This is a genomic window from Bradyrhizobium sp. USDA 3397, assembly GCF_054060965.1.
This window is the reverse complement of sequence record NZ_JBSSDS010000001.1, coordinates 5,701,568-5,719,943: the sequence shown is the minus strand read 5'-3', so window position 1 is coordinate 5,719,943 and position 18,376 is coordinate 5,701,568. Positions and strand designations below refer to the sequence as shown.

The 18,376-nt window shown below is 66.1% G+C and carries 18 protein-coding genes and 1 riboswitch; of the genes, 9 read left to right on the top strand and 9 right to left on the bottom strand.

Annotated elements, in window-relative coordinates; translation table 11 throughout:
• Positions 1 to 74 precede the first annotated feature (74 nt).
• Positions 75 to 728: a TIGR02594 family protein gene (locus tag ACVWYQ_RS26440; RefSeq protein WP_271546087.1), complete on the bottom strand. Its 654-nt coding sequence runs from the start codon at positions 726 to 728 to the stop codon at positions 75 to 77.
• A 213-nt stretch (positions 729 to 941) separates the two neighbouring features.
• Here ACVWYQ_RS26440 and ACVWYQ_RS26435 point away from each other — a divergent pair, with 213 nt between their 5' ends.
• The gene (locus ACVWYQ_RS26435) at positions 942 to 1,805 is read left to right on the top strand and encodes an alpha/beta fold hydrolase (RefSeq protein WP_271546089.1); all 864 of its coding nucleotides are present in this window, start codon (positions 942 to 944) and stop codon (positions 1,803 to 1,805) included.
• Positions 1,806 to 1,921: 116 nt separating this feature from the next.
• On the opposite strand, the gene metW is transcribed toward ACVWYQ_RS26435, so the two are convergent.
• Both metW and metX read right to left on the bottom strand, forming a co-directional pair.
• Positions 1,922 to 2,584, bottom strand: coding sequence for a methionine biosynthesis protein MetW (gene metW, locus ACVWYQ_RS26430; protein WP_157286836.1), 663 nt, complete (start codon positions 2,582 to 2,584; stop codon positions 1,922 to 1,924).
• A 2-nt stretch (positions 2,585 to 2,586) separates the two neighbouring features.
• Positions 2,587 to 3,789 carry a homoserine O-acetyltransferase MetX gene (gene metX / locus ACVWYQ_RS26425; protein WP_456727210.1) on the bottom strand — a complete coding sequence of 401 codons (1,203 nt, stop codon included), beginning with the start codon at positions 3,787 to 3,789 and terminating at the stop codon, positions 2,587 to 2,589.
• A gap of 94 nt (positions 3,790 to 3,883) precedes the next feature.
• A riboswitch (SAM riboswitch) is annotated at positions 3,884 to 3,963 on the bottom strand.
• 156 nt (positions 3,964 to 4,119) lie between these two features.
• On the opposite strand from metX, the gene ACVWYQ_RS26420 reads away from it, so the two are divergent.
• Genes ACVWYQ_RS26420 through ACVWYQ_RS26410 form a run of 3 tightly spaced genes read left to right on the top strand, consistent with a single transcriptional unit; the run spans position 4,120 to position 7,031 of the window.
• On the top strand, positions 4,120 to 4,968 hold the full coding sequence (locus ACVWYQ_RS26420) for a chorismate mutase (RefSeq protein WP_456726543.1): 849 nt from the start codon (positions 4,120 to 4,122) through the stop codon (positions 4,966 to 4,968).
• Between the two features lie 33 nt (positions 4,969 to 5,001).
• Positions 5,002 to 6,099, top strand: a complete 1,098-nt coding sequence (hisC, locus tag ACVWYQ_RS26415) for a histidinol-phosphate transaminase (RefSeq protein WP_157286834.1) — start codon at positions 5,002 to 5,004, stop codon at positions 6,097 to 6,099.
• Positions 6,096 to 7,031, top strand: a complete 936-nt coding sequence (locus tag ACVWYQ_RS26410; protein ID WP_456726542.1) for a prephenate/arogenate dehydrogenase family protein — start codon at positions 6,096 to 6,098, stop codon at positions 7,029 to 7,031. The genes hisC and ACVWYQ_RS26410 overlap by 4 nt, the downstream gene beginning before the upstream one ends.
• 116 nt (positions 7,032 to 7,147) lie before the next feature.
• On the opposite strand, the gene ACVWYQ_RS26405 is transcribed toward ACVWYQ_RS26410, so the two are convergent.
• Positions 7,148 to 8,332 (bottom strand): DUF2125 domain-containing protein, encoded by a 1,185-nt coding sequence (locus ACVWYQ_RS26405; protein ID WP_456726541.1) that lies wholly within the window; start codon positions 8,330 to 8,332, stop codon positions 7,148 to 7,150.
• Between the two features lie 110 nt (positions 8,333 to 8,442).
• On the opposite strand from ACVWYQ_RS26405, the gene ACVWYQ_RS26400 reads away from it, so the two are divergent.
• A complete protein-coding gene (locus ACVWYQ_RS26400) occupies positions 8,443 to 9,054 on the top strand; it encodes a gamma-glutamylcyclotransferase (RefSeq protein WP_456726540.1) in 612 nt (203 codons plus the stop codon).
• Positions 9,055 to 9,151: 97 nt separating this feature from the next.
• Here ACVWYQ_RS26400 and ACVWYQ_RS26395 read toward each other — a convergent pair whose 3' ends face one another.
• The 4 genes from ACVWYQ_RS26395 to ftsE all read right to left on the bottom strand — a co-directional run bounded on the left by ACVWYQ_RS26395 (position 9,152) and on the right by ftsE (position 12,331).
• Positions 9,152 to 9,922, bottom strand: coding sequence for a lysophospholipid acyltransferase family protein (locus ACVWYQ_RS26395; protein ID WP_456726539.1), 771 nt, complete (start codon positions 9,920 to 9,922; stop codon positions 9,152 to 9,154).
• A gap of 11 nt (positions 9,923 to 9,933) precedes the next feature.
• Positions 9,934 to 10,638 carry a YdcF family protein gene (locus ACVWYQ_RS26390; RefSeq protein ID WP_275510829.1) on the bottom strand — a complete coding sequence of 235 codons (705 nt, stop codon included), beginning with the start codon at positions 10,636 to 10,638 and terminating at the stop codon, positions 9,934 to 9,936.
• 72 nt (positions 10,639 to 10,710) lie between these two features.
• Complete coding sequence (locus tag ACVWYQ_RS26385; RefSeq protein ID WP_128265888.1) at positions 10,711 to 11,679, bottom strand: cell division protein FtsX; 969 nt, start codon at positions 11,677 to 11,679, stop codon at positions 10,711 to 10,713.
• A complete protein-coding gene (gene ftsE / locus ACVWYQ_RS26380; RefSeq protein WP_057028593.1) occupies positions 11,672 to 12,331 on the bottom strand; it encodes a cell division ATP-binding protein FtsE in 660 nt (219 codons plus the stop codon). The genes ACVWYQ_RS26385 and ftsE overlap by 8 nt, the downstream gene beginning before the upstream one ends.
• 204 nt (positions 12,332 to 12,535) lie before the next feature.
• Here ftsE and ACVWYQ_RS26375 point away from each other — a divergent pair, with 204 nt between their 5' ends.
• Together ACVWYQ_RS26375 and ACVWYQ_RS26370 are read left to right on the top strand one after the other, a co-directional pair.
• On the top strand, positions 12,536 to 13,414 hold the full coding sequence (locus ACVWYQ_RS26375) for an MJ0042-type zinc finger domain-containing protein (RefSeq protein ID WP_456726538.1): 879 nt from the start codon (positions 12,536 to 12,538) through the stop codon (positions 13,412 to 13,414).
• A 35-nt stretch (positions 13,415 to 13,449) separates the two neighbouring features.
• Positions 13,450 to 13,824: a response regulator gene (locus tag ACVWYQ_RS26370; RefSeq protein ID WP_018316255.1), complete on the top strand. Its 375-nt coding sequence runs from the start codon at positions 13,450 to 13,452 to the stop codon at positions 13,822 to 13,824.
• 141 nt (positions 13,825 to 13,965) lie between these two features.
• Here ACVWYQ_RS26370 and ACVWYQ_RS26365 read toward each other — a convergent pair whose 3' ends face one another.
• Entirely contained in the window at positions 13,966 to 16,635 is a 2,670-nt protein-coding gene (locus tag ACVWYQ_RS26365; RefSeq protein ID WP_404545530.1) for a TIGR02302 family protein, read from the bottom strand.
• Positions 16,636 to 16,804: 169 nt separating this feature from the next.
• Here ACVWYQ_RS26365 and ACVWYQ_RS26360 point away from each other — a divergent pair, with 169 nt between their 5' ends.
• A complete protein-coding gene (locus ACVWYQ_RS26360) occupies positions 16,805 to 17,188 on the top strand; it encodes a carboxymuconolactone decarboxylase family protein (protein ID WP_028134137.1) in 384 nt (127 codons plus the stop codon).
• 224 nt (positions 17,189 to 17,412) lie between these two features.
• A complete protein-coding gene (locus ACVWYQ_RS26355) occupies positions 17,413 to 18,321 on the top strand; it encodes an NAD(P)-dependent oxidoreductase (protein ID WP_404545528.1) in 909 nt (302 codons plus the stop codon).
• Positions 18,322 to 18,376: the final 55 nt, after the last annotated feature.

Below are 18,376 nucleotides of genomic sequence, written 5' to 3'. Positions count from 1 at the left end.
TCTCGCCGGGCGAAGGGAAGTGGTGGGCACGCTTCGCTTTGCCCACCCTACGAGATCGTCGCTACAGCTCACCGTCAGTTCGGCATCACATACGCATAGATCTTGCCGCGCGAGACCGGGGCTTCGCGGACGCGGTTGCCGTTGTTGCCGGAGATCATGATCGGATTACCCTGCGCGTCGATGCCGGTGATGATGCCGACATGACCGCCGCGGCGGCCGCGCGACATCACGGCGATGGCACCGACCTGCGGACCGGACACACGCGTGCCGTAGCGCGCGAACGAGCTCGCCATGTCGGAGCCGGTGCCTCGATGGCCGGTATGCTCCAGCACCATGTTCATGAACCGCGCGCACCATAGGCGGCCGCGCCCGGTCGGATTGCCGCCGATATAGCGGCGCGCCTCGGAGACGAGACCCGATCCTCCGCTGAAGCCTCCGTTCATGCCGGCACCGCTGGCATTGGCATTCGGATCATAGCTCGCCTGGGTGTCGGCGAAGCCGCTTGCCTGCAATTGCGCCGCGCTGCGCTCGAAGCGCGAACTGCGGGCATGATGGCCATAGTGACGGTGGTGATGATGTCTGGCGTGATGCACGTAACCGTGCCGCTCTGCGCTATGACGATGATACGGCCGTGCCGAGGCCGGAGAAACGAACACGGCGAACGCCGCGAAGAACAGCGCCAGCGCGACAACACAACGCGACAGGCGAGACGCAAACAACTCGAACATTCTTCATCCTTCTTGACACCCCCACTTCCCGCCTGCCCGTGCAATGGCCGACATCCGTTTGGCCGTTAAGCCGCCCGATGTGGCGAGAAAAAGACGCAACGCCCGCGAATGGCTGCAATGATTTTGTGTTCGTGCTCGGCGCTGCTGCCGCATTGCCGACAACAGAATTAACTGCGATCCTCGAACACGGCTTGAAACAGAGGGAAACGGTTAATGCCCCACGCCACGACCAGGGACGGCATCCGCATCTATTTCGAGGAGGCGGGCCAGGGAACGCCGATAATTTTTCTGCACGAATTCGCGGCCGACTACACCAATTGGGAGCCGCAGATGCGCTACTTCTCGCGCGGCCATCGTTGCATCACATATTCGGCGCGCGGCTACACGCCATCGGACGTGCCTGACGGCGAGGTCTACACCTACACGCACTTCTACACCGATGCGCTTTCCGTGCTCGATCATCTCGGCATCGAGCGCGCGCATCTCGTCGGTCTTTCGATGGGCGCCTATTCCTCGTTGCAGATCGGGTTGAACGCGCCGCAGCGCGCACTGTCGATGACGCTCGCCGGCGTCGGCTCCGGCTCGGAGCTCGAGAACCTGGAGGCCTGGCGCACGCAGTGCCGCGCCAATGCCGAGCAGTTCGAGACGCTGGGCTCCGCCGAGGTCGCAAAAGTCACGCGCGAGGCGCCGAGCCGGATTCCGTTCCTGGTGAAGGATCCACGCGGGCATGCCGATTTCTACGCCGCACTGGCGCGGCACGATGCCAAGGGATCGGCGCGCACCATGCGCGGATTCCAGGGCGGCCGTCCCTCGATCTACACGATGACGGACGCGATCAGAGGCGTGGCAACACCCGCGCTGATCATCTGCGGCGACGAGGACGAGCCGTGCGTGGGCGCCAGCCTGTTCCTGAAGAAGCACCTGCCCGCGGCGGGGCTCGCGATGTTTCCGAAGTCCGGCCACGTGCTGAACCTGGAGGAGCCCGCGCTGTTCAATGAGAATGTCGAGCGGTTCGTGACGCTGGTGGAAGCAGGACGTTGGCCGGTGCGGGACCCGCGGTCGCTGGCTCCCCACTAGCTGTCATTCCGCGATGCGCCGAAGGCGCAGGCCCGGAATCCATCGGCTGCAGGCGCTGTTGGACGATGGATTCCGGGCTCGATGCTTCGCATCGCCCCGGAATGACGGAGAGAGGGCTATTTCCCCCCGCCGCGGCTGAGCAAGAACACCGCCTGCTCGCCGAACATGTTCCACACCCACCAGGGCAGGTTCAGCGGCACCGGGCGGCCGTAGAGATCGAGCGCGACCGAGCGCTCCATCTTGACGTTGATCTCGTCGCAGAGCTGCACGAAATCCTTGATGGTGCAGAAATGGATGTTGGCGGTGTCGTACCAGGTTGCCGGCAGATTCTCCGTGCGCGGCATGTGGCCGCCGATCAGGAGCTGGAGCCGCATCTTCCAGAACCCGAAATTCGGGAACGAGACGATGGCGCGGCGGCCGATGCGCAGCAGGTTCTCCAGCACGACCTTCGGCTGCCGCGTCGCTTGCAGCGTCTGCGACAGGATCACGTAGTCGAAGGCATCGTCGGGATAGTTGACGAGATCGGTGTCGGCATCCCCCTGCACCACCGCAAGCCCCTTGGCGACGCAGCGGTTGACGCCCTCGCGCGACAATTCGATGCCGCGGCCGTCGATGCCGCGGGTCTCCAGCAGCTGCAGCAGATCGCCGTCGCCGCAGCCGACGTCGAGCACCTTCGAGCCCGGCTTGACCATCTCGGCGACCAGCAGATGATCGGCGCGATAATCACCGGACGGCCTGGCCGCAACGCCGTCGAGCGGCAACACTTCCTGCACGGACATCGCTATCGGTCCTCGAGGTTGAGCCCGCGGGCCTTGCCTGCCGATTGCAGGAAGGCCCGGGAGATGTCGAAGAATTCGGGCACGTCGAGCAGGAATGCGTCGTGGCCGCGATCGGTCTCGATCTCGGCAAACGACACCCGGGCGCTCGAGGCATTCAGCGCGTGCACCAGTGCGCGCGATTCCGAGGTCGGAAACAGCCAGTCGCTGGTGAAGGAGACCACGCAGAAGCGGGTTTTGATGTCGGCGAAGGCCTTGGCCAGCACGCCGCCGTGATCGGCGGCGATGTCGAAATAGTCCATCGCGCGCGTCAGATACAGATAGGAATTGGCGTCGAAGCGCTCGACAAAGGACGAGCCCTGGTAACGCAGGTAGCTTTCGACCTGGAAATCGGCGTCGAACGAGAAGGTCGGCAGCTCGCGGTCCTGCATGCGCCGGCCGAATTTGCGGTGCAGCGCCGCATCCGAGAGATAGGTGATGTGCGCCGCCATCCGCGCCACCGCGAGCCCGCGATGCGGATGGATGCCGCGATCGGCATAGCCGCCACCGTGCCAGTCGGGGTCGGCCATCACGGCTTGTCGGCCGAGCTCGTGGAAGGCGATGTTCTGCGCCGAGTGCCGCGTCGCGCAGGCAATCGCCAGCGCGGAGTACACGCGCTGCGGATAGGCCGCGGTCCATTGCAGCACCTGCATGCCGCCCATCGAGCCGCCGACGACGGCAAACAGCGAGTCGATGCCGAGCCGGTCGATCAGCATCGCCTGCGCGCGCACCATGTCCGGAATGGTGATGACGGGGAAGTCGAGGCCCCAGACCTTGCCGGTGGCGGGATTGATCGACGCCGGCCCGGTCGAACCCATGCAGCCGCCGATCACGTTGGAGCAGATGATGAAGTAGTGCTTGGGATCGATGGGGCGGCCGGGGCCGACCAGCGTCTCCCACCAGCCGGGCTTGCCGGTGACCGGATGGACGTTGGCGACATGCTGGTCGCCGGTCAGCGCATGACAGATCAGCACGGCGTTGGAGCGATCGGCGTTGAGCTCGCCATAGGTCTGGTAGGCGATCTGGAACGGGGAGAGATCGACGCCGCAATCGAGCCGCAGCGGCTGCTCAGTGCCGAAATGCGCAACCAGCGAGCTTGGATGATCCACCTCGTGCGATCGCTCATCGGCGCTGATCGCAGGACTCGGTATCGACTTGACGCTACCCATCTCGGACATCGACCTCGTTTGCGACTGGCTGCTCGACCGCGCCGCTGACATCAGGCCATGAAAAACCCGGCCTGAACGAAAGGTTCGGCCGGGATCGGAAGCGTCCCCGGCCTGTTTAGCGAGTTTTTTAACGTGGCTGCAAGCCGGCCGGCTCAAATGACCACGGAACGGGCAAAAGCTACCGTCTTGGTCGGTTTTCGTCAAGTCGCGGCCCGGATCGGCCCAATTCGCCTCCGCCGCATCGCCCGCAAAGCACGTCATTTCTCTTTGCTTTCGCCGTCCCGACTGCCTAATCAGGACATCCCCCATCGGAACGATCGACGACCAGACATGTCCCAACGTCCGCCCGCGCCACCATCGTTGCAGGAACTGCGCAAGGAGATCGACGCGATCGACGAGGGCATGCATCGCCTCCTCATGCAGCGCGGCGAGATCATCGACCGCCTGATCCAGGTGAAGCAGACCCAGGAGGTCGGCTCGGCGTTCCGGCCTGCGCGCGAGGCTTCCATGATGCGCGAACTCGTGCAGCGTCATCGCGGCATCCTGCCGCTCGACACCGTCGAGAGCATCTGGCGCGTCATCATCTCGACCTTCACTTACGTACAGGCGCCGTTCTCGGTGCATGCCGACATCTCGGCCAGCGAGGCGGCGATGCGCGATTCCGTGCGCTTCAATTTCGGCTTCACCGTGCCTTACGTCGCGCATTTCAGCGCGCAGGCCGCGGTCGAGGCGGTGGCGAAATCCAAGGGTGATCTGGCAATGGTCTCGGCCACCTCGAGCCGCACGCCGTGGTGGCTGGAGCTGGAGGCGGACGGCGCGCCGAAGATCATCGCGCGAATGCCCTTCATCGAGCGCGCCGACCATCCTGCCGCGCTGCCGGTGTTTGCGATCTCGCGCGTCGCCGACAGCGCCCTGGTGACGGAGGTCGAGACCTTCAGCGTCCGCGTCTCGGGATGGAACGCCGAAGTCGCCCGCGCGCTGTCGCCGCTCGCCGAGATCGTGGCGGTGCCCGATACCGCCTTCGACGGCGCGGCGCTCCTGGTCTCAGTCACCGGCGCGACCAGCATCGACAAGATCAGGGCTGCCCTGATCGAGGCGGGGGCCTCGGTGCGCTCTGTGGCCCTCGTCGGCAGCCACGCAACGCGCTATACGGTGCCCCCGACCGGGCCGAAATCGTAAATCGCGAGCAGCCCAGCCTATCCGGAGTCCAAGATGTCCCGCCCCGTGCCGAATCCCGGCATTCTCGATATTGCGCCCTACACGCCCGGCAAGAGCCCGGTGCCGGAGCCGGGCCGCAAGGTGTTCAAGCTCTCCGCCAACGAGACGCCGTTCGGGCCCTCGCCCAAGGCGATCGAGGCCTTCAAGCGCGTGGCGGATCATCTGGAGGACTATCCGGAAGGCACCTCGCGCGTGCTGCGCGAGGCGATCGGCCGCTCGTTCGGGCTCGATCCCAACCGCATCATCTGCGGCGCCGGCTCGGACGAGATCCTCAACCTGCTCGCGCACACCTATCTCAGCCAGGGCGACGAGGCGATCTCCACCACGCACGGCTTCCTGGTCTACCCGATCGCGACGATGGCGGTCGGCGCCAGGAACGTCATCGCCCAGGAGACCAACCTCACTGCTGACGTCGACGCCATCCTGAAGGCGGTGACGCCGAAGACGAAGCTGGTCTGGCTCGCCAACCCCAACAACCCGACCGGCACCTATCTGCCGTTCGACGAGGTCAAGCGGCTGCGCGCCGGCCTGCCCTCGCACGTGCTGCTGGTGCTGGACGCCGCCTATTGCGATTACGTCTCGCGCAACGACTATGAGATGGGGATCGAGCTCGTCGCCACCACCGAGAACACGGTGGTGACGCACACTTTCTCCAAGATCCACGGTCTTGCCGCGCTGCGCATCGGCTGGATGTTCGGGCCCGAGCACGTCATCGACGCGGTCAACCGCATCCGCGGTCCCTTCAACGTGTCGACGCCGGCGATGTATGCCGCGGTCGCCGCGATCGAGGATACCGCGCATCAGGCGATGTCGAAGCAGTTCACCGAGACCTGGCGCAACTGGCTCACCGAGGAGATCGGCAAGCTCGGGCTGAAGGTGACGCCGAGCGTCGCCAATTTCGTGCTGATCCATTTCCCGACCGACAAGGGCAGGACCGCCGATGACGCCGACGCCTTCCTGACCAAGCGGGGGCTCGTGCTGCGCGGCTTGAAGAATTACGGCCTGCCGCATGCGCTGCGCATGACCATCGGCACCGAGGAGGCCAACCGCCTCGTGGTCGAGGGCTTGCGCGACTTCATGGCGGGCAAATGAGCGCGCAGGCGCACTTCCAGCGCGTCGCGCTGATCGGCTTCGGCCTGATCGGCGGCTCGATTGCCCGCGCTGCGAAGCTCCAGGGGCTGGTCGGTGAAATCGTAACCACCGCACGCTCGGAGAAGACACGCGCGCGTGTCGCCGAGCTCGGCATCGTCGATCAAGTGGTGACGACCAATGCGGAGGCGGTGAAGGACGCCGATCTCGTCATCCTCTGCATTCCCGTCGGCGCCTGCGGACCCGTGGCGCAGGAGATCGCGCCGCATCTCAAGTCGGGTGCGATCGTCTCCGACGTCGGCTCGGTCAAGGGCGCGGTGGTCAGGGACATGGCGCCGCATCTGCCGAGCGGCATTCATTTCGTGCCGGCGCATCCGGTGGCGGGCACCGAGCATTCCGGCCCGGATTCCGGCTTTGCCGAGCTCTTCATCAACCGCTGGTGCATCCTGACCCCGCCTGATGGCACCGACGTAGCGGCCACCGAGCACCTGCGCGCGTTCTGGGCGGCGATGGGCGCCAAGGTCGAGGTGATGACGCCGGATCATCACGACCTCGTGCTCGCCATCACCAGCCACCTGCCGCATCTGATCGCCTACACCATCGTCGGCACCGCCGACGAATTGGCGCAGGTGACGGAATCCGAGGTGATCAAATTCTCCGCCGGCGGTTTTCGCGATTTCACCCGCATCGCGGCGTCCGATCCGACGATGTGGCGTGACGTCTTCCTCGCCAACAAGGAGGCCGTGCTGGAGATGCTCGGCACCTTCACCGAGGATCTGGCAAAACTCACCCGCGCGATCCGCCGCGGCGACGGGGAGGCACTGTTCGACCACTTCACCCGCACCCGCGCCATCCGCCGCGGCATCGTCGAGATCGGCCAGGATTCCGCCGCGCCCGATTTCGGCCGGCCGCATGCGGCGCTGAAGAAGCCGTGAGCCTGTCATTCCGGGGCGCCCGAAGGGCGAGCCCGGAATCCATCAGGCCACAGCACAAGCGGTGAAATGGATTCCGGGTTCGATGCTCGCATCGCCCCGGAATGACGACAGAGCCGTCAATACAGCGGCGGGATCTGGCCGACCTTGACCGGGCCGAGCAGCACCGCGCCGTCGGCGAATTTCAGCGGGAAGCTCCGCGCTTTCTTGCCTTCCAGCGTGCTCTCGGTACCGATCGAATTGATGCCGGCGGCAACGCCCGCATTGGCGTTCTGCTTGATGACCTTGCCGAGGCCCGGCACGGCGCGGTCTAGCGCGCCGAACAGATTGTTGAGGTCCTGCGACTTCACGCCGGGCGCGAGGCGATCGAGCGTTGCCTGCGGCACGCCCTCCTCCAGCATCTTCTCGATGCCGAGCGCCGGGATCACGCGCTCGAGGCCGGTCACCGTCATCTGCAATTCGCCGTCGAGCCGGCCGTTGGGCGACAGGCCGAGCGTGCCGGCCGCGACCGCGATCATCTCGCCCTGCTGAATGCGCGACTGCACGATCTCGATGTGACCGCCGGCGGCCTGGATCTCGCGGAAGCGCTGCGGCCACGGTTTGGGCGTGAGGTCGGAGAGGCCGGTGATCTTGGCGCGGGTGTCCGCCTCGAACGGCTCGGCAAGCAGCGGATGCACGCCCTGAATGCTGCCCTGCGCGACATGCAGCACGGTCTCGATCACGGGACGATCCGGCGATGATCCGTCGGCAAGGCGCCCGTGCAGTTCGATCTGCTTGGCACGCGCCAGCGGCACCTGCACGCTGCCGTCGAGACGGTTGAGGGTGGGATCGTCGAATACGATCGAAGCGCGGTCCGGCACCGCCGGCAGACCCGCCACACTGGCGCGGCCCTTGCTCCAATTCACGGTGAAGGTGTTTTGCGTAATGCCGTCGATCAGCGTGGCGGGCGCTGCGAATTCGGCGATGATGCGCTTGGGGTCGTAGACCTGGGCCACGACCAGGATGTTGTCGAGCTTGGCCGTGAACGGCGTCTTGCTCGCGTTCTGCGAGACCAAGGCGACGCTGGCGCCTGAGCACTGGACCTCGAAGCGGAACGGGAAGCCGGCGATCGAGCGCTTGGCACAATCATAGATGCGGCCGGCCTTGGCCTCCTGCGCCCGCCAGGCGTCGGCGACGATTTCGGCCTGCCAAGCCGCATAGAACCAGAAGCAGGTCCAGCCGACGGCGAGGACCAGGACGAGAACGGGGGCGATGAAAAGGCCCCAGCGGGAGCGGCGGCCAGTGGCAACGGTCATATTGGACATGCGGCGACCCTTTGACGCCAGATTCAGGCAAATGTAAGCGGGGCGGGCCTGCGACGAAAGGCGCAGAAATCGCTTCGCTTGGGCGCAGGGTTCTGGTAGCCGTCCCCGAAATGTCCGAAATCACCCTCCCCTCCGTCACCACAGCCAAGGACGACCTCTGGGTGTTCGGCTACGGCTCGCTGATGTGGCGGCCGGGCTTCGACTTCGAGGAGCGCGTCCCGGCGCGGCTGGTCGGCGAGCACCGCGCGCTCTGCGTCTATTCCTTCGTGCATCGCGGCACGCCGGAGAAGCCGGGCCTGGTGCTCGGACTCGACCGCGGCGGCGCCTGCCGCGGCATCGCCTTCCGGGTCGCCGAGAAGAACCGTGCCGAAGTGGTCGCATATTTGCGCGCACGCGAGCAGGTCACCTCGGTCTATCGCGAGGTGATGCGCTCGGTGTGGCTGGAGAACGACGCGCGCCAGCGCGTCGCCGCGCTCGCCTACGTCGTCGACCGCGGCCATGTGCAATATGCCGGCCGCCTCTCGCTCGCCGAGCAGCACCGCCATGTCGTCCAGGGCCACGGCCAGTCCGGCGCCAACCGCGACTACGTCACCGCGACGGTGAAGGCGATCGAGGCCGAAGGCTTTCGCGACACGCAGCTGCATCAGCTTGCATTGATGCTGCATGGTGATGCGCATTCGCTGCACGCGGCGGCTCGGGACCAGGATCGGGAAAGCCGCTAAAACATGATCCGGAAAAGTGCGAAGCGGTTTTCCGGAAAGATCATGCGTAAACAACAACCCAAAGCGCGATGATGATTCATCCCAATCTCATCGCGCTTTAGCCGGTCGGCGCGTAGCTCGGCGCCGAGCCGATCAACTGCTCCTGCTCTTTTCGCCCCGCTTCGACGAGGCGGGCGGTCGCGTCCTCGATCGCCGTTTGCACGCGCGCGAGAAATTCGTCCTTCGGCAGTCCCGGTGGCAGCGGTTCGAGAAACTCCACCACCAGCGTGCCCGGATAGCGCATGAAGGTGCGGCGCGGCCAGAACAGGCCGGAATTGAGCGCCACCGGCAGGCACAGCACGCCGCAGGAGGAATAGATCTGCGCGAAGCCGGTCTTGTAGTTGGGCGGCGCGCCGGGCGCGCGGCGCGTGCCTTCTGGAAAGATCACGAGTTGCTTTCCACTGCGCACCGCCTCGCGCGCGCGCCGCGTCATGTCGAGCAGCGCCTTCACGCCGGCATTGCGGTCGATCGCGATCATCCCGGTCTTGACCAGGAACTGGCCGAACACCGGGATCTGCATCAGCTGGCGCTTGAGGATGAAGATTGGCCGGTTGAAGAAGCCCGGCAGCACGAAGGTCTCCCAGAACGACTGATGCTTGGCCACGATCAGCAGCGGTCCTGTCGGGATCTTCTCCACCCCGCGGAATTCCACCTTGATGTTGCAGACCACGCGCATCAGGACCAGCGTGGCCTTGGCCCACCATTGCGCCACCGTCAGCATGGCGCGCGGCGGCAATGCAAAGGTCGGCAGCGCAACGATCGCCAGACAGACCAGCACGGCGTAGAACAGCACGTTGAACACGAGCGATCGCAGGAAAATCAGGAACATCGATGGTCCGATCAATTGGCCTGCGCGGTGGCGGGCCGCTTCGGTTGCTGACCTGCAGGCTGCTCCGACATCTCGGGCCAAAGGTCAATCCCGAAATCCTCCAGTCGCACCCTGAGCTCGGCCGCAACGTACTTGACGTATTCGGACAGGAGCAGCCGCAGCGTCGAGCCCGAGATCCACCACGGCTCCTCGCGCCATTTTTCGCCGACCACCGCGAACGGGATCAGCGTCGTCCGCGGCATCGCATGCGAGAATTCCACCAGCGCGCGCGGCATGTGATAGTTCGAGGTGACCACGATCAGAGACGTAAATCGGCGTCCCTCGGCCCAGCGCCGCGCCTCCGCTGCGTTGCCGCGGGTCGTGAGCGCGGTGCGGTCGAGGTCGACGCAGCAGGTCATGAAGGACTGATTCTCCGGCAAGGTGCGGGAGATGTCGTTCGCCGTCGAGGTCGGATGCACGCCGGAAATCAGGAGCCGCCTGCCGTAGCCGGCAGCCAGCAGCTCCATCGCGTCCGATACCCGCGAGGAGCCGCCGGTCAGCACCACGATGCCGTCCGCCTTGCGATCGGGTACCTTCTCAGCCCCGCGCAATTGCGCCAGGAACGCAATGAAGCCCGTTGCCGCGCCGACGAAGGCGAGCGCGATCGTCGACACGATTGCCGCGCGCAGCCAGCCGCGAGGCAGTTTCGGCGATCGATCGTCGGTCGGCGAGCTCATGCGATGTCGGTGATCCCTTCCCTGAGCGATTTTAGGATGTTTTGAGGCGAAGTGGAGTCCGGTTTCTCAACCCTAGTCGACGTCGTTCAGCGTCGCGAACAGCGTTTGGCGCGAGGCGACTGCGGTAATGGCGCCGATCAGGACGGCCTGAACCGCGAGCACGATGTAGCCGGAGGGGCGCAGCGAGAAGGTGCCGAGCAGCGCGGCGAACTGGTCGCCGACGGGAGTCCCGGAAAACCAGCCTGCGATGGACTCGGAGAAGCCGAACATCAGCATGGCGGCGCCGCCGCCGATCACGCCGCCCTCCAGGCCCAGCCTGAGGAAATGACGCAGGAAGTGATTGGCGATGTAGCGGTCGCCGGCGCCGACGAAATGCAGGACTTCGACGATCGGACGGTTCGCCGCCATTGCGCCGCGCGTCGCGAACGACACCGAGATGATGGTTGCGACGATGACGAGCGCGAGGATGCCGAGGCCGGCCAGCACGGTGGCGTTCGTCATCAGGCGCATGCGCTCGATCCAGGCGCGGTGATCGTCGACGCTGGCGCTAGGGGCGACCTGCGCCACGCGCGCGCGCAAGGCGCCGAGATCGAGCGGCGTGCCCGGCTGCACGCGCGCGATGATCATGCGCGGCACCGGCAGATCGTCCATCGACAGGCCGGTGCCGAGCCAGGGCTCGAGCAGCTTGCCGCTCTCGTCCCTGGTGAACGGCTTGACCTCGACGATGCCGGCTTGCGTGCGCATCGCTTCCGCCACGGCTGCGGTGTCGCGCTCGAGATCGCGGCCGGCCTGCGGGCGAACCTGGATGGTGATTTCGCTCGCGACGTCCGACTGCCATTCGGCCGCAGAGGCACTCACCAGCAGCACCGTGCCCGTGGCCATCGAGGCGAGGAAGGTCATGATGGCGACCACCGCAAGGAGCGCTCTGCCGTGGATCGAGGCGCGCGGCACGATCGGCGACATGTTGCGCGCCTTGGCCGGAAGCTGCGGACGCTCCTGCCCGAGGTCGACCAGCACGCCGCGCTCGTCCAGCCTACTCATAGACGTGCAGCCGTCCCTGGTGCAGCACCAGCCGCCGTGCTTCGTACTGGTCCATCAGCCCGATGTCGTGGGTGGCGATGATGACGGCGGTGCCTGATTTGTTGAGCTCGATGAAGAGTCGCAGCAGGCGGCGGCCGAGCGTCGGATCGACGCTGCCGGTCGGCTCGTCCGCGAGCAGCAGCTGCGGCCGCGAGATCACGGCGCGCGCGATCGCGGCGCGCTGCTTCTCGCCGCCCGACAGGATCGGCGGCAGCGCGTCCATGCGGTCGCCGAGGCCGACCCAACGCAGCAGGTCGATCACCTCCTTGCGGTAGCTCGATTCGCTGCGGCCCATAACGCGGAACGGCAGCGCGACGTTCTCATAGGTCGTCATGTGATCGAGCAGGCGGAAATCCTGGAGCACGATGCCGATGCGCTTGCGCAGGTCTGCTATCTCGTCCTTGCCGAGTTGCGAGATGTCGTGGCCGAACAGGTTAACGAGGCCCCGCGTCGGTCGATGCGACAGGAACAACAGGCGCAGCAGGGACGTCTTGCCGGCACCTGACGGCCCGGTGAGAAACTGGAAGGAATGCGCGGGAATCTGGAAGGTGAGGTCGCGCAAAATCTCCGGCCCCAGACCGTAACGCAATCCGACATTTTCGAACCGAACCAAGCTCAGCTCCGTTCGAGAGGGGGCGCGGGCCGCATTGCGGCGCTCCGCCATACGCGATCAACGGGTTTTGCCGCCGTTATGGTTTCCGGTTCGTTAACGGTCGCCCAGTAGCATAAGGGGCGCCCGGTCTCCGCGACCGTGGCATCGTCAAGACCCGTCCAAGACCTCCGTTCAAGACCTTCGTTCATGCATCAAGGCTCGTCCATGCATATCGTCTGCCCCCATTGTATGACATCCTACGCCATCAAGCTCGCGAGCCTTGGGGCGAACGGGCGGGCGGTCCGCTGCTCCCGCTGCAAGGAGACCTGGATCGCCCACGCCGAGGATGCCATCGAGGAGGCGTCCGTTCCGGCCATGGCGGCGGCCAGCCGAGCCGACGACCAGTCCGACCTCGCCGAACAATGGAACTCCTATGCCAAGGACGACGGCGCCGCTGATGCGCCCGTGGTCGATAGCCCATCGATCGCCAGTGACTGGCCGGACGAGCAGGCCCGCGAGACCGAGGACGAATGGTCGGCAGCGGCCCGGCAGGCCGAAGAGGAGGCCGTCGGCGCGCAGCACCAGTCCTGGTTCCGCAGCCTATTCCCTCGCCGCGGCGCGCGGGTGAGCCGCCCGGTCGCCACCACAGCTCCGCGCAAACCCTATCTTGGCCTGCCCACCGCCTGCGCCGCGATGGGCGCGCTGGTGCTGGCACTGGTGCTCTGGCGCGGCGACGTGGTGCGGCTGCTGCCGCAGACGGCAGCGTTCTACAAGATGGTTGGACTCGAGGTGAACTTGCGGGGTCTCGCCTTCAAGGACGTCAAGCTCTCCAGCGAGACTGTGGACGGTAAGCAGGTGTTGGTGATCGAGGGCGTCATCGTCGGCGAGGGTAAGAAGGCGCTCGACATTCCGCGACTGCGTTTTGCCGTGCGCGACGCCCAGGGCGCGGAGATCTATGCCTGGAATGCGGTGCTGGAGCAGACCGTGCTGCGGCCCGGTGAGCGCGCCTTCTTCCGCTCGCGCCTGGCCTCGCCGCCGCCGGAGGGCCGCAACATCGACGTTCGTTTCTTCAACCGGCGCGACATTGCCGGCGGCAGCGTATAATCGCCCCCAGGGAGGTTGATACCAAGGTTCGTCTCATGCCGAAGATCTTGATCGCCGACGACGAGGATTCGATGCGCACGCTGGTGGCGCGCGCCATCGCCATGGACGGCCACGAGACCGTCACCGCCCAAGACGGCGCCGAAGCGCTGGAGATCCTGACCCGCGAGGATGGCGCCTTCGATCTGTTGCTCACCGACATCCAGATGCCGGTGATGGACGGCATCGCCCTGGCGCTCTCCGCCGCGCGCGATTTCCCCGACCTGACGATCTTGCTGATGACCGGCTTTGCCGACCAGCGCGAGCGCGCCTCGAACCTGAACGCGCTGGTGCATGACGTCGTGACCAAGCCGTTCTCGGTCGCGGATATCCGCACGGCGGTCGCCGATGCGCTGGCGGCGAAGAAGACCTAGCGTCGGCGACTGCCCCACATTCCGCTGTCATGCCCCGGTTTGATCGGGGCATCCAGGACGCCGCGGCTTCTCGATTGAATCACAACTGGCTCGGAGTACTGGATCGCCCGGCCAAGCCGGGCGATGACACCGAGTGTGCCGCTAAAACTCCTTCAGCAGCCGCTCGAGATAATCGAGCTCGATCTGCGGCCGCGAAGGATCGCCGAGACGGCGGCGGAGCTCTTCGAGAATGCGGCGGACACGCTGCGTGTCGATCTCGCCGGGGATCTTGACCGTATAATCGTCGCCATATTCGCGCCCATGAAGCGGACGGCCGAGCGGATCGGTCTGGTTGCCGCCGCTCTGCTGCCGGCCGGCACGCTGGCCGGGGCCGTCGCCCTGGCCGTCGCCATCGCCCTGCTGCATCGCCTCGGCCATCTTCTGCGCACCCTTGCGCATGGCGTCGAGTGCCTTGCCCTGCGAGTCCACGGCGCCGTCGGCATTGCCCTCGCCGAGCTTTGATCCGGCATCGCCCATGGCACCGTCGGCTGCGTCCAGACTGCCGTCATCGCCCTGGTCGCCGTCCTGATCGCCGTTCTGGCCGGGCTGGCCCTGCTCGCCTTGCTGACCCTTCTGGCCCTTCTGTGCCTGCTGGCCCTGCTGACCCTTCTGCCCCTTCTGGGTGAGGCCGCGCTTGGCAAGCTCGTCCTGCAGCTTCTTCAGGCGGTCGCGCAATCCCTGCTGATCCTGCTGCAGCTCCGACATGGACTGATCGCCCTGCTGCTGCTTGCCGCGCGAGCGATCGCGCCGGGAATCCTGGCCCTGCTTGAACGTCTTGTCGCGCAATTGCTGCTGCTTGCGGATCATGTCGCCGAGCTCATTGAGCGCCTGCTCCATGTCGCTCTCGCCGGACTGCCCCGGCTGCGCCATCTGCAGGCCTTCCAGCATCTGCTGGAGCTGGTCGAGCAACTGCTTGGCCGCATCCTTGTCGCCGGAGCGCGACAGGCGCTCCATCCGGTCGATCATGTTCTGCAGATCCTGCTGACGCAGGACCTTGGTGTTCGGATCGAGCGGCCGCGCCAGCTGCTGCGGGTCATTGTTGTTGCGGAACTGCTCGGCGAGCTGGCGCATGAAATCGTTCAGCGCCTGACGCAGATCCTGCGTGAGCTTCTTGATCTCTTCGTCGCTCGCGCCGCGCTCCAGCGCCTGCTTCAGCGCTTCCTGGGCCGCGCGCAACGCCTTCTCGACGTCGGAGATCTTGCCGTCCTCGATCGTCACCGCAAGCGCCCACAGGCTCGCCACGACCTCGCGCAGGGCATCGTCGGTGCGCGCCGCTTCGAGCTGCCGGGCCACGCTGTGCAGGCCGAGATATTGTCCCGGCTCCGGCGTGAACATCTCGGGCGCGATCATCAGCCCATCGAGCGCGGCATAGACGTCCGAATTCTTGTTGGCGTCAAGCGCGAGGATGCGGCGCTGCTCGATCAATGCACGGGCCAGCGGCTTGGTGAAGAGCCGCTCGGGCAGGCGCATGTTGAACGGCTCGCTGGCGGCCTCGTTGCCGGCCTCGTCCTTGGCCGTGAGCGTCAGCGTGACCTCGGCGCCGGCATAGGGATCCTCGCTGAGATCCTTCACGGATTGCCCGACGCCGTTGCGGGTGCGCGCATTCGGCAGCGCGAGCGGGAATTTCGGCGGCTGGAACAGCGGCCGCGGCGCCGTCCTGCTGTCGCCATCGCCGGCGGCGGCCTTCGGACCATCCTTGAGGCCATCCTTGGCACCATATTTTGCGTCGGTCGGCCGCGGGGCGAATTTCGCCTCGGCGCCGGTGACGCCGTAATCGTCCTCGATCTTGTAGGAGAGCTGGAGCGCGCCGCGCGCCTGGCGCTCCGGATCCTTGGCGAGCGCGATCGTCGGCGGACGATCCGGCGTGGCGGCGAAGGCCCATTGTGGCTGGCCGGAAGGCGCCCGGACATGCGCGGTGCCGTCACCGGAAATCGCGAAATGCTTTTCGTTGGTCCCCTTGGGACTGGCTTCAGCCGGAGCGACCTCCTTGAGGCCGCCGGAGACGGCGACATCCAGGTTGCCGCCGGAGGAGCGCACGATCAGGGTCGAGCCGGCGGGAACGGCGAGCGGGCCGCTGGCGGGCAGCGCCGCCGCTTCCTTGTTGGCGGCCGACAGGATCACCGGCGGCCTGCCCGTGTAGAGCGGCGGCGTGACCCAAGCATCGACGCGAACATTGGCCGGCGCCAGCACCCCGTTCCAGTCGAAGGCGGCGCCAAGGCGCATCGCACGCTCGTCACCCGCGGCAAAGAAGGTCGCAACCAGCATCACCATCACGAGGGCACGCAGCGCCCAGGGGTCGTGAAGCGCGAGCCGGGGCTGCGGCACACCGGCGCGGATGCGCTTGATGGAGGCGAGCGTCCGCTCGCGCTGCGCCTGCCACAGCGCCTGCGCGACTGGGTCCTGTGAGGTCAGCGTGTCCGTGAGCGTCGTGGCCGGGCGGTGCCGGATGCCGGAGCCACGGTCGAGCCGGGCGAGCGCTTCCTCGCGGCTCGGCCAGCGGAAGCGAATCAGCGGGAACAGGGCGGCCGCCGCGATCACGGCGAAGAGGGCGAGGCCGACGGCCCTGGCCGTGAACGGCAGCGCCAGCCAAAGGCCAGCCCAGGACACCACCAGGAACAGGCCGACGACGGTCAGAAGGCGCGCCGCATTGGGCCAGGCACGCTCCCACGCGATGGCATAAGTCGCCCAATCAAGGGCCTGCGCCAGCTTCAGCCGCGACAGCGCATCGCCGTTGCGGATCGGGTCTGACGGCTCGGGGGTGATGCCGTTCAATCAACTCTCCAGGTTGCCCGGTAGAGCAGAGCCTATCACAACGGCAGCACTGAGGCATCCGTTCCCGTACGGGAGCGCCTCCTTTTCCCGCATAACACGAGGACGTGACTGGCCGGGTGCAACCCCGTAATTTCCGCGCGCCAATCTCGAGGGAAACGAAGGAAACGCCATGGACAAGAAGATGCACGACAAGGGCCTGGAAGTCCGCAAAGCGGTGCTGGGCGAGGCCTATGTCAACAACGCCCTGAAGAACGTCGACGATTTCAACCGCCCGTTCCAGGAGATGCTCAACGAATATTGCTGGGGCACGGTGTGGGGCCGCGAGGAGCTGCCGCGCAAGACCCGCAGCATGCTCAACATCGCCATGATCGCGATCCTCAACCGTCAGCACGAGTTTCGCGCGCATCTGAAGGGCGCGCTGACCAATGGCGTCACCCGGGAGGAGATCCGCGAGATCCTGATGCAGGTCGCGATCTATGGCGGCATGCCCGCCGCGGTCGACAGCTTCCGCATCGCGCGCGAGGTGTTCGCAGAGATCGACGGGAAGGCGTGAGGAGCGGCACCAATCTCCGCCGTCGTCCCGGGGCGCGCGAAGCGCGAGCCCGGGACCCATAGCCACAGGACGATGTGGTTATGGGAACTCTGAATTACCGTTCTGGCGCGAACAACTTCTCCCGGGGGTTATGGGTCCCGGGCTCATCGCTTCGCGATGCCCCGGGACGACGAGCGGAGAATGTGACTCCGCTCTCACGCACAACAAGAAACAAAGGAAAAACCATGGACATCGGATTCATCGGGCTCGGAAACATGGGTTTCCCGATGGCGCGGCGGCTGATCGAGGCGGGGCACAGGCTCGTCGTATTCGACACGCGCAAGGAGGTCACGGGCAAGCTGGTCGCGCGCGGTGCCACTGCCGCGTCGTCGCCGAAAGACGTCGCTGACCAGGTCGAGACCGTGATGGCGAGCCTGCCCTCGCTGCAAGCTTCGCTGGACGTTGCCACCGGCGCGAACGGCGTGATCGAGGGCAAGCGCGCCAAACGTTTCGTCGATCTCTCAACCGTCGGCTCGGCAATGGCCGCGAAAATTCACCGGCTGCTCGCTCAGCGCGGCATCGTGCAGATCGACTGTCCCGTCTCCGGCGGCGTCGGCGGCGCCGAGAAGGGCACGCTTGCCGTGATGGTGTCAGGCCCGAAAGCCGAGTTCGAGCTGCTCAGGCCCGCGCTGGAGGTGATCGGAAAGGTGTTCTTCATCGGCGAGAAGCCCGGTGCGGCGCAGACCATGAAGCTCGCCAACAATTTCCTGTCGGCCACCGCGATCGTGGCGACGTCGGAAGCCGTGGTGATGGGCGTCAAGGCCGGGCTCGATCCCGCCGTGATGATCGACGTCATCAATGCCGGCTCCGGCATGAACACGGCGAGCCGCGACAAGTTTCCGCGCGCGGTGCTGCCGCGCACGTTCGATTTCGGCTTCGCCACGGGATTGATGGTGAAGGACGTCCGGCTGGCGCTTGAGGAGATGAAGCAGCTCGGCCTGTCGATGGAGGTCGCCGACGCGGTCGGACGGTTGTGGGAAACGGTGATCAGCGCCGAAGGCGCCGAGTCCGATTTCACCGCGGCGATCAAGCCGATCGAGAGGAAGGCGGGTGTCGTGGTGGGCGGAGCGAAGGGCGGGGTGACGGGGAAGTAGCGCCAGCGCTCCGCTCGTCGTCCCGGGCGCGCGAAGCGCGAGCCCGGGACCCATA

Bases quoted from the DNA above. Each gene is read 5' to 3' on its own strand.
- ACVWYQ_RS26435 (WP_271546089.1), top strand. From the start codon at position 942: ATGCCCCACGCCACGACCAGGGACGGCATCCGCATCTATTTCGAGGAG.
- ACVWYQ_RS26405 (WP_456726541.1), bottom strand. From the start codon at position 8,332: ATGTCCAATATGACCGTTGCCACTGGCCGCCGCTCCCGCTGGGGCCTT.
- ACVWYQ_RS26440 (WP_271546087.1), bottom strand. From the start codon at position 728: ATGTTCGAGTTGTTTGCGTCTCGCCTGTCGCGTTGTGTTGTCGCGCTG.
- ACVWYQ_RS26360 (WP_028134137.1), top strand. From the start codon at position 16,805: ATGGACAAGAAGATGCACGACAAGGGCCTGGAAGTCCGCAAAGCGGTG.
- ACVWYQ_RS26400 (WP_456726540.1), top strand. From the start codon at position 8,443: ATGTCCGAAATCACCCTCCCCTCCGTCACCACAGCCAAGGACGACCTC.
- ACVWYQ_RS26395 (WP_456726539.1), bottom strand. From the start codon at position 9,922: ATGTTCCTGATTTTCCTGCGATCGCTCGTGTTCAACGTGCTGTTCTAC.
- ACVWYQ_RS26390 (WP_275510829.1), bottom strand. From the start codon at position 10,638: ATGAGCTCGCCGACCGACGATCGATCGCCGAAACTGCCTCGCGGCTGG.
- ACVWYQ_RS26355 (WP_404545528.1), top strand. From the start codon at position 17,413: ATGGACATCGGATTCATCGGGCTCGGAAACATGGGTTTCCCGATGGCG.
- ACVWYQ_RS26370 (WP_018316255.1), top strand. From the start codon at position 13,450: ATGCCGAAGATCTTGATCGCCGACGACGAGGATTCGATGCGCACGCTG.
- metX (WP_456727210.1), bottom strand. From the start codon at position 3,789: ATGGGTAGCGTCAAGTCGATACCGAGTCCTGCGATCAGCGCCGATGAG.
- ACVWYQ_RS26375 (WP_456726538.1), top strand. From the start codon at position 12,536: ATGCATATCGTCTGCCCCCATTGTATGACATCCTACGCCATCAAGCTC.
- ACVWYQ_RS26420 (WP_456726543.1), top strand. From the start codon at position 4,120: ATGTCCCAACGTCCGCCCGCGCCACCATCGTTGCAGGAACTGCGCAAG.
- hisC (WP_157286834.1), top strand. From the start codon at position 5,002: ATGTCCCGCCCCGTGCCGAATCCCGGCATTCTCGATATTGCGCCCTAC.
- metW (WP_157286836.1), bottom strand. From the start codon at position 2,584: ATGTCCGTGCAGGAAGTGTTGCCGCTCGACGGCGTTGCGGCCAGGCCG.
- ACVWYQ_RS26410 (WP_456726542.1), top strand. From the start codon at position 6,096: ATGAGCGCGCAGGCGCACTTCCAGCGCGTCGCGCTGATCGGCTTCGGC.
- ACVWYQ_RS26385 (WP_128265888.1), bottom strand. From the start codon at position 11,679: ATGAGTAGGCTGGACGAGCGCGGCGTGCTGGTCGACCTCGGGCAGGAG.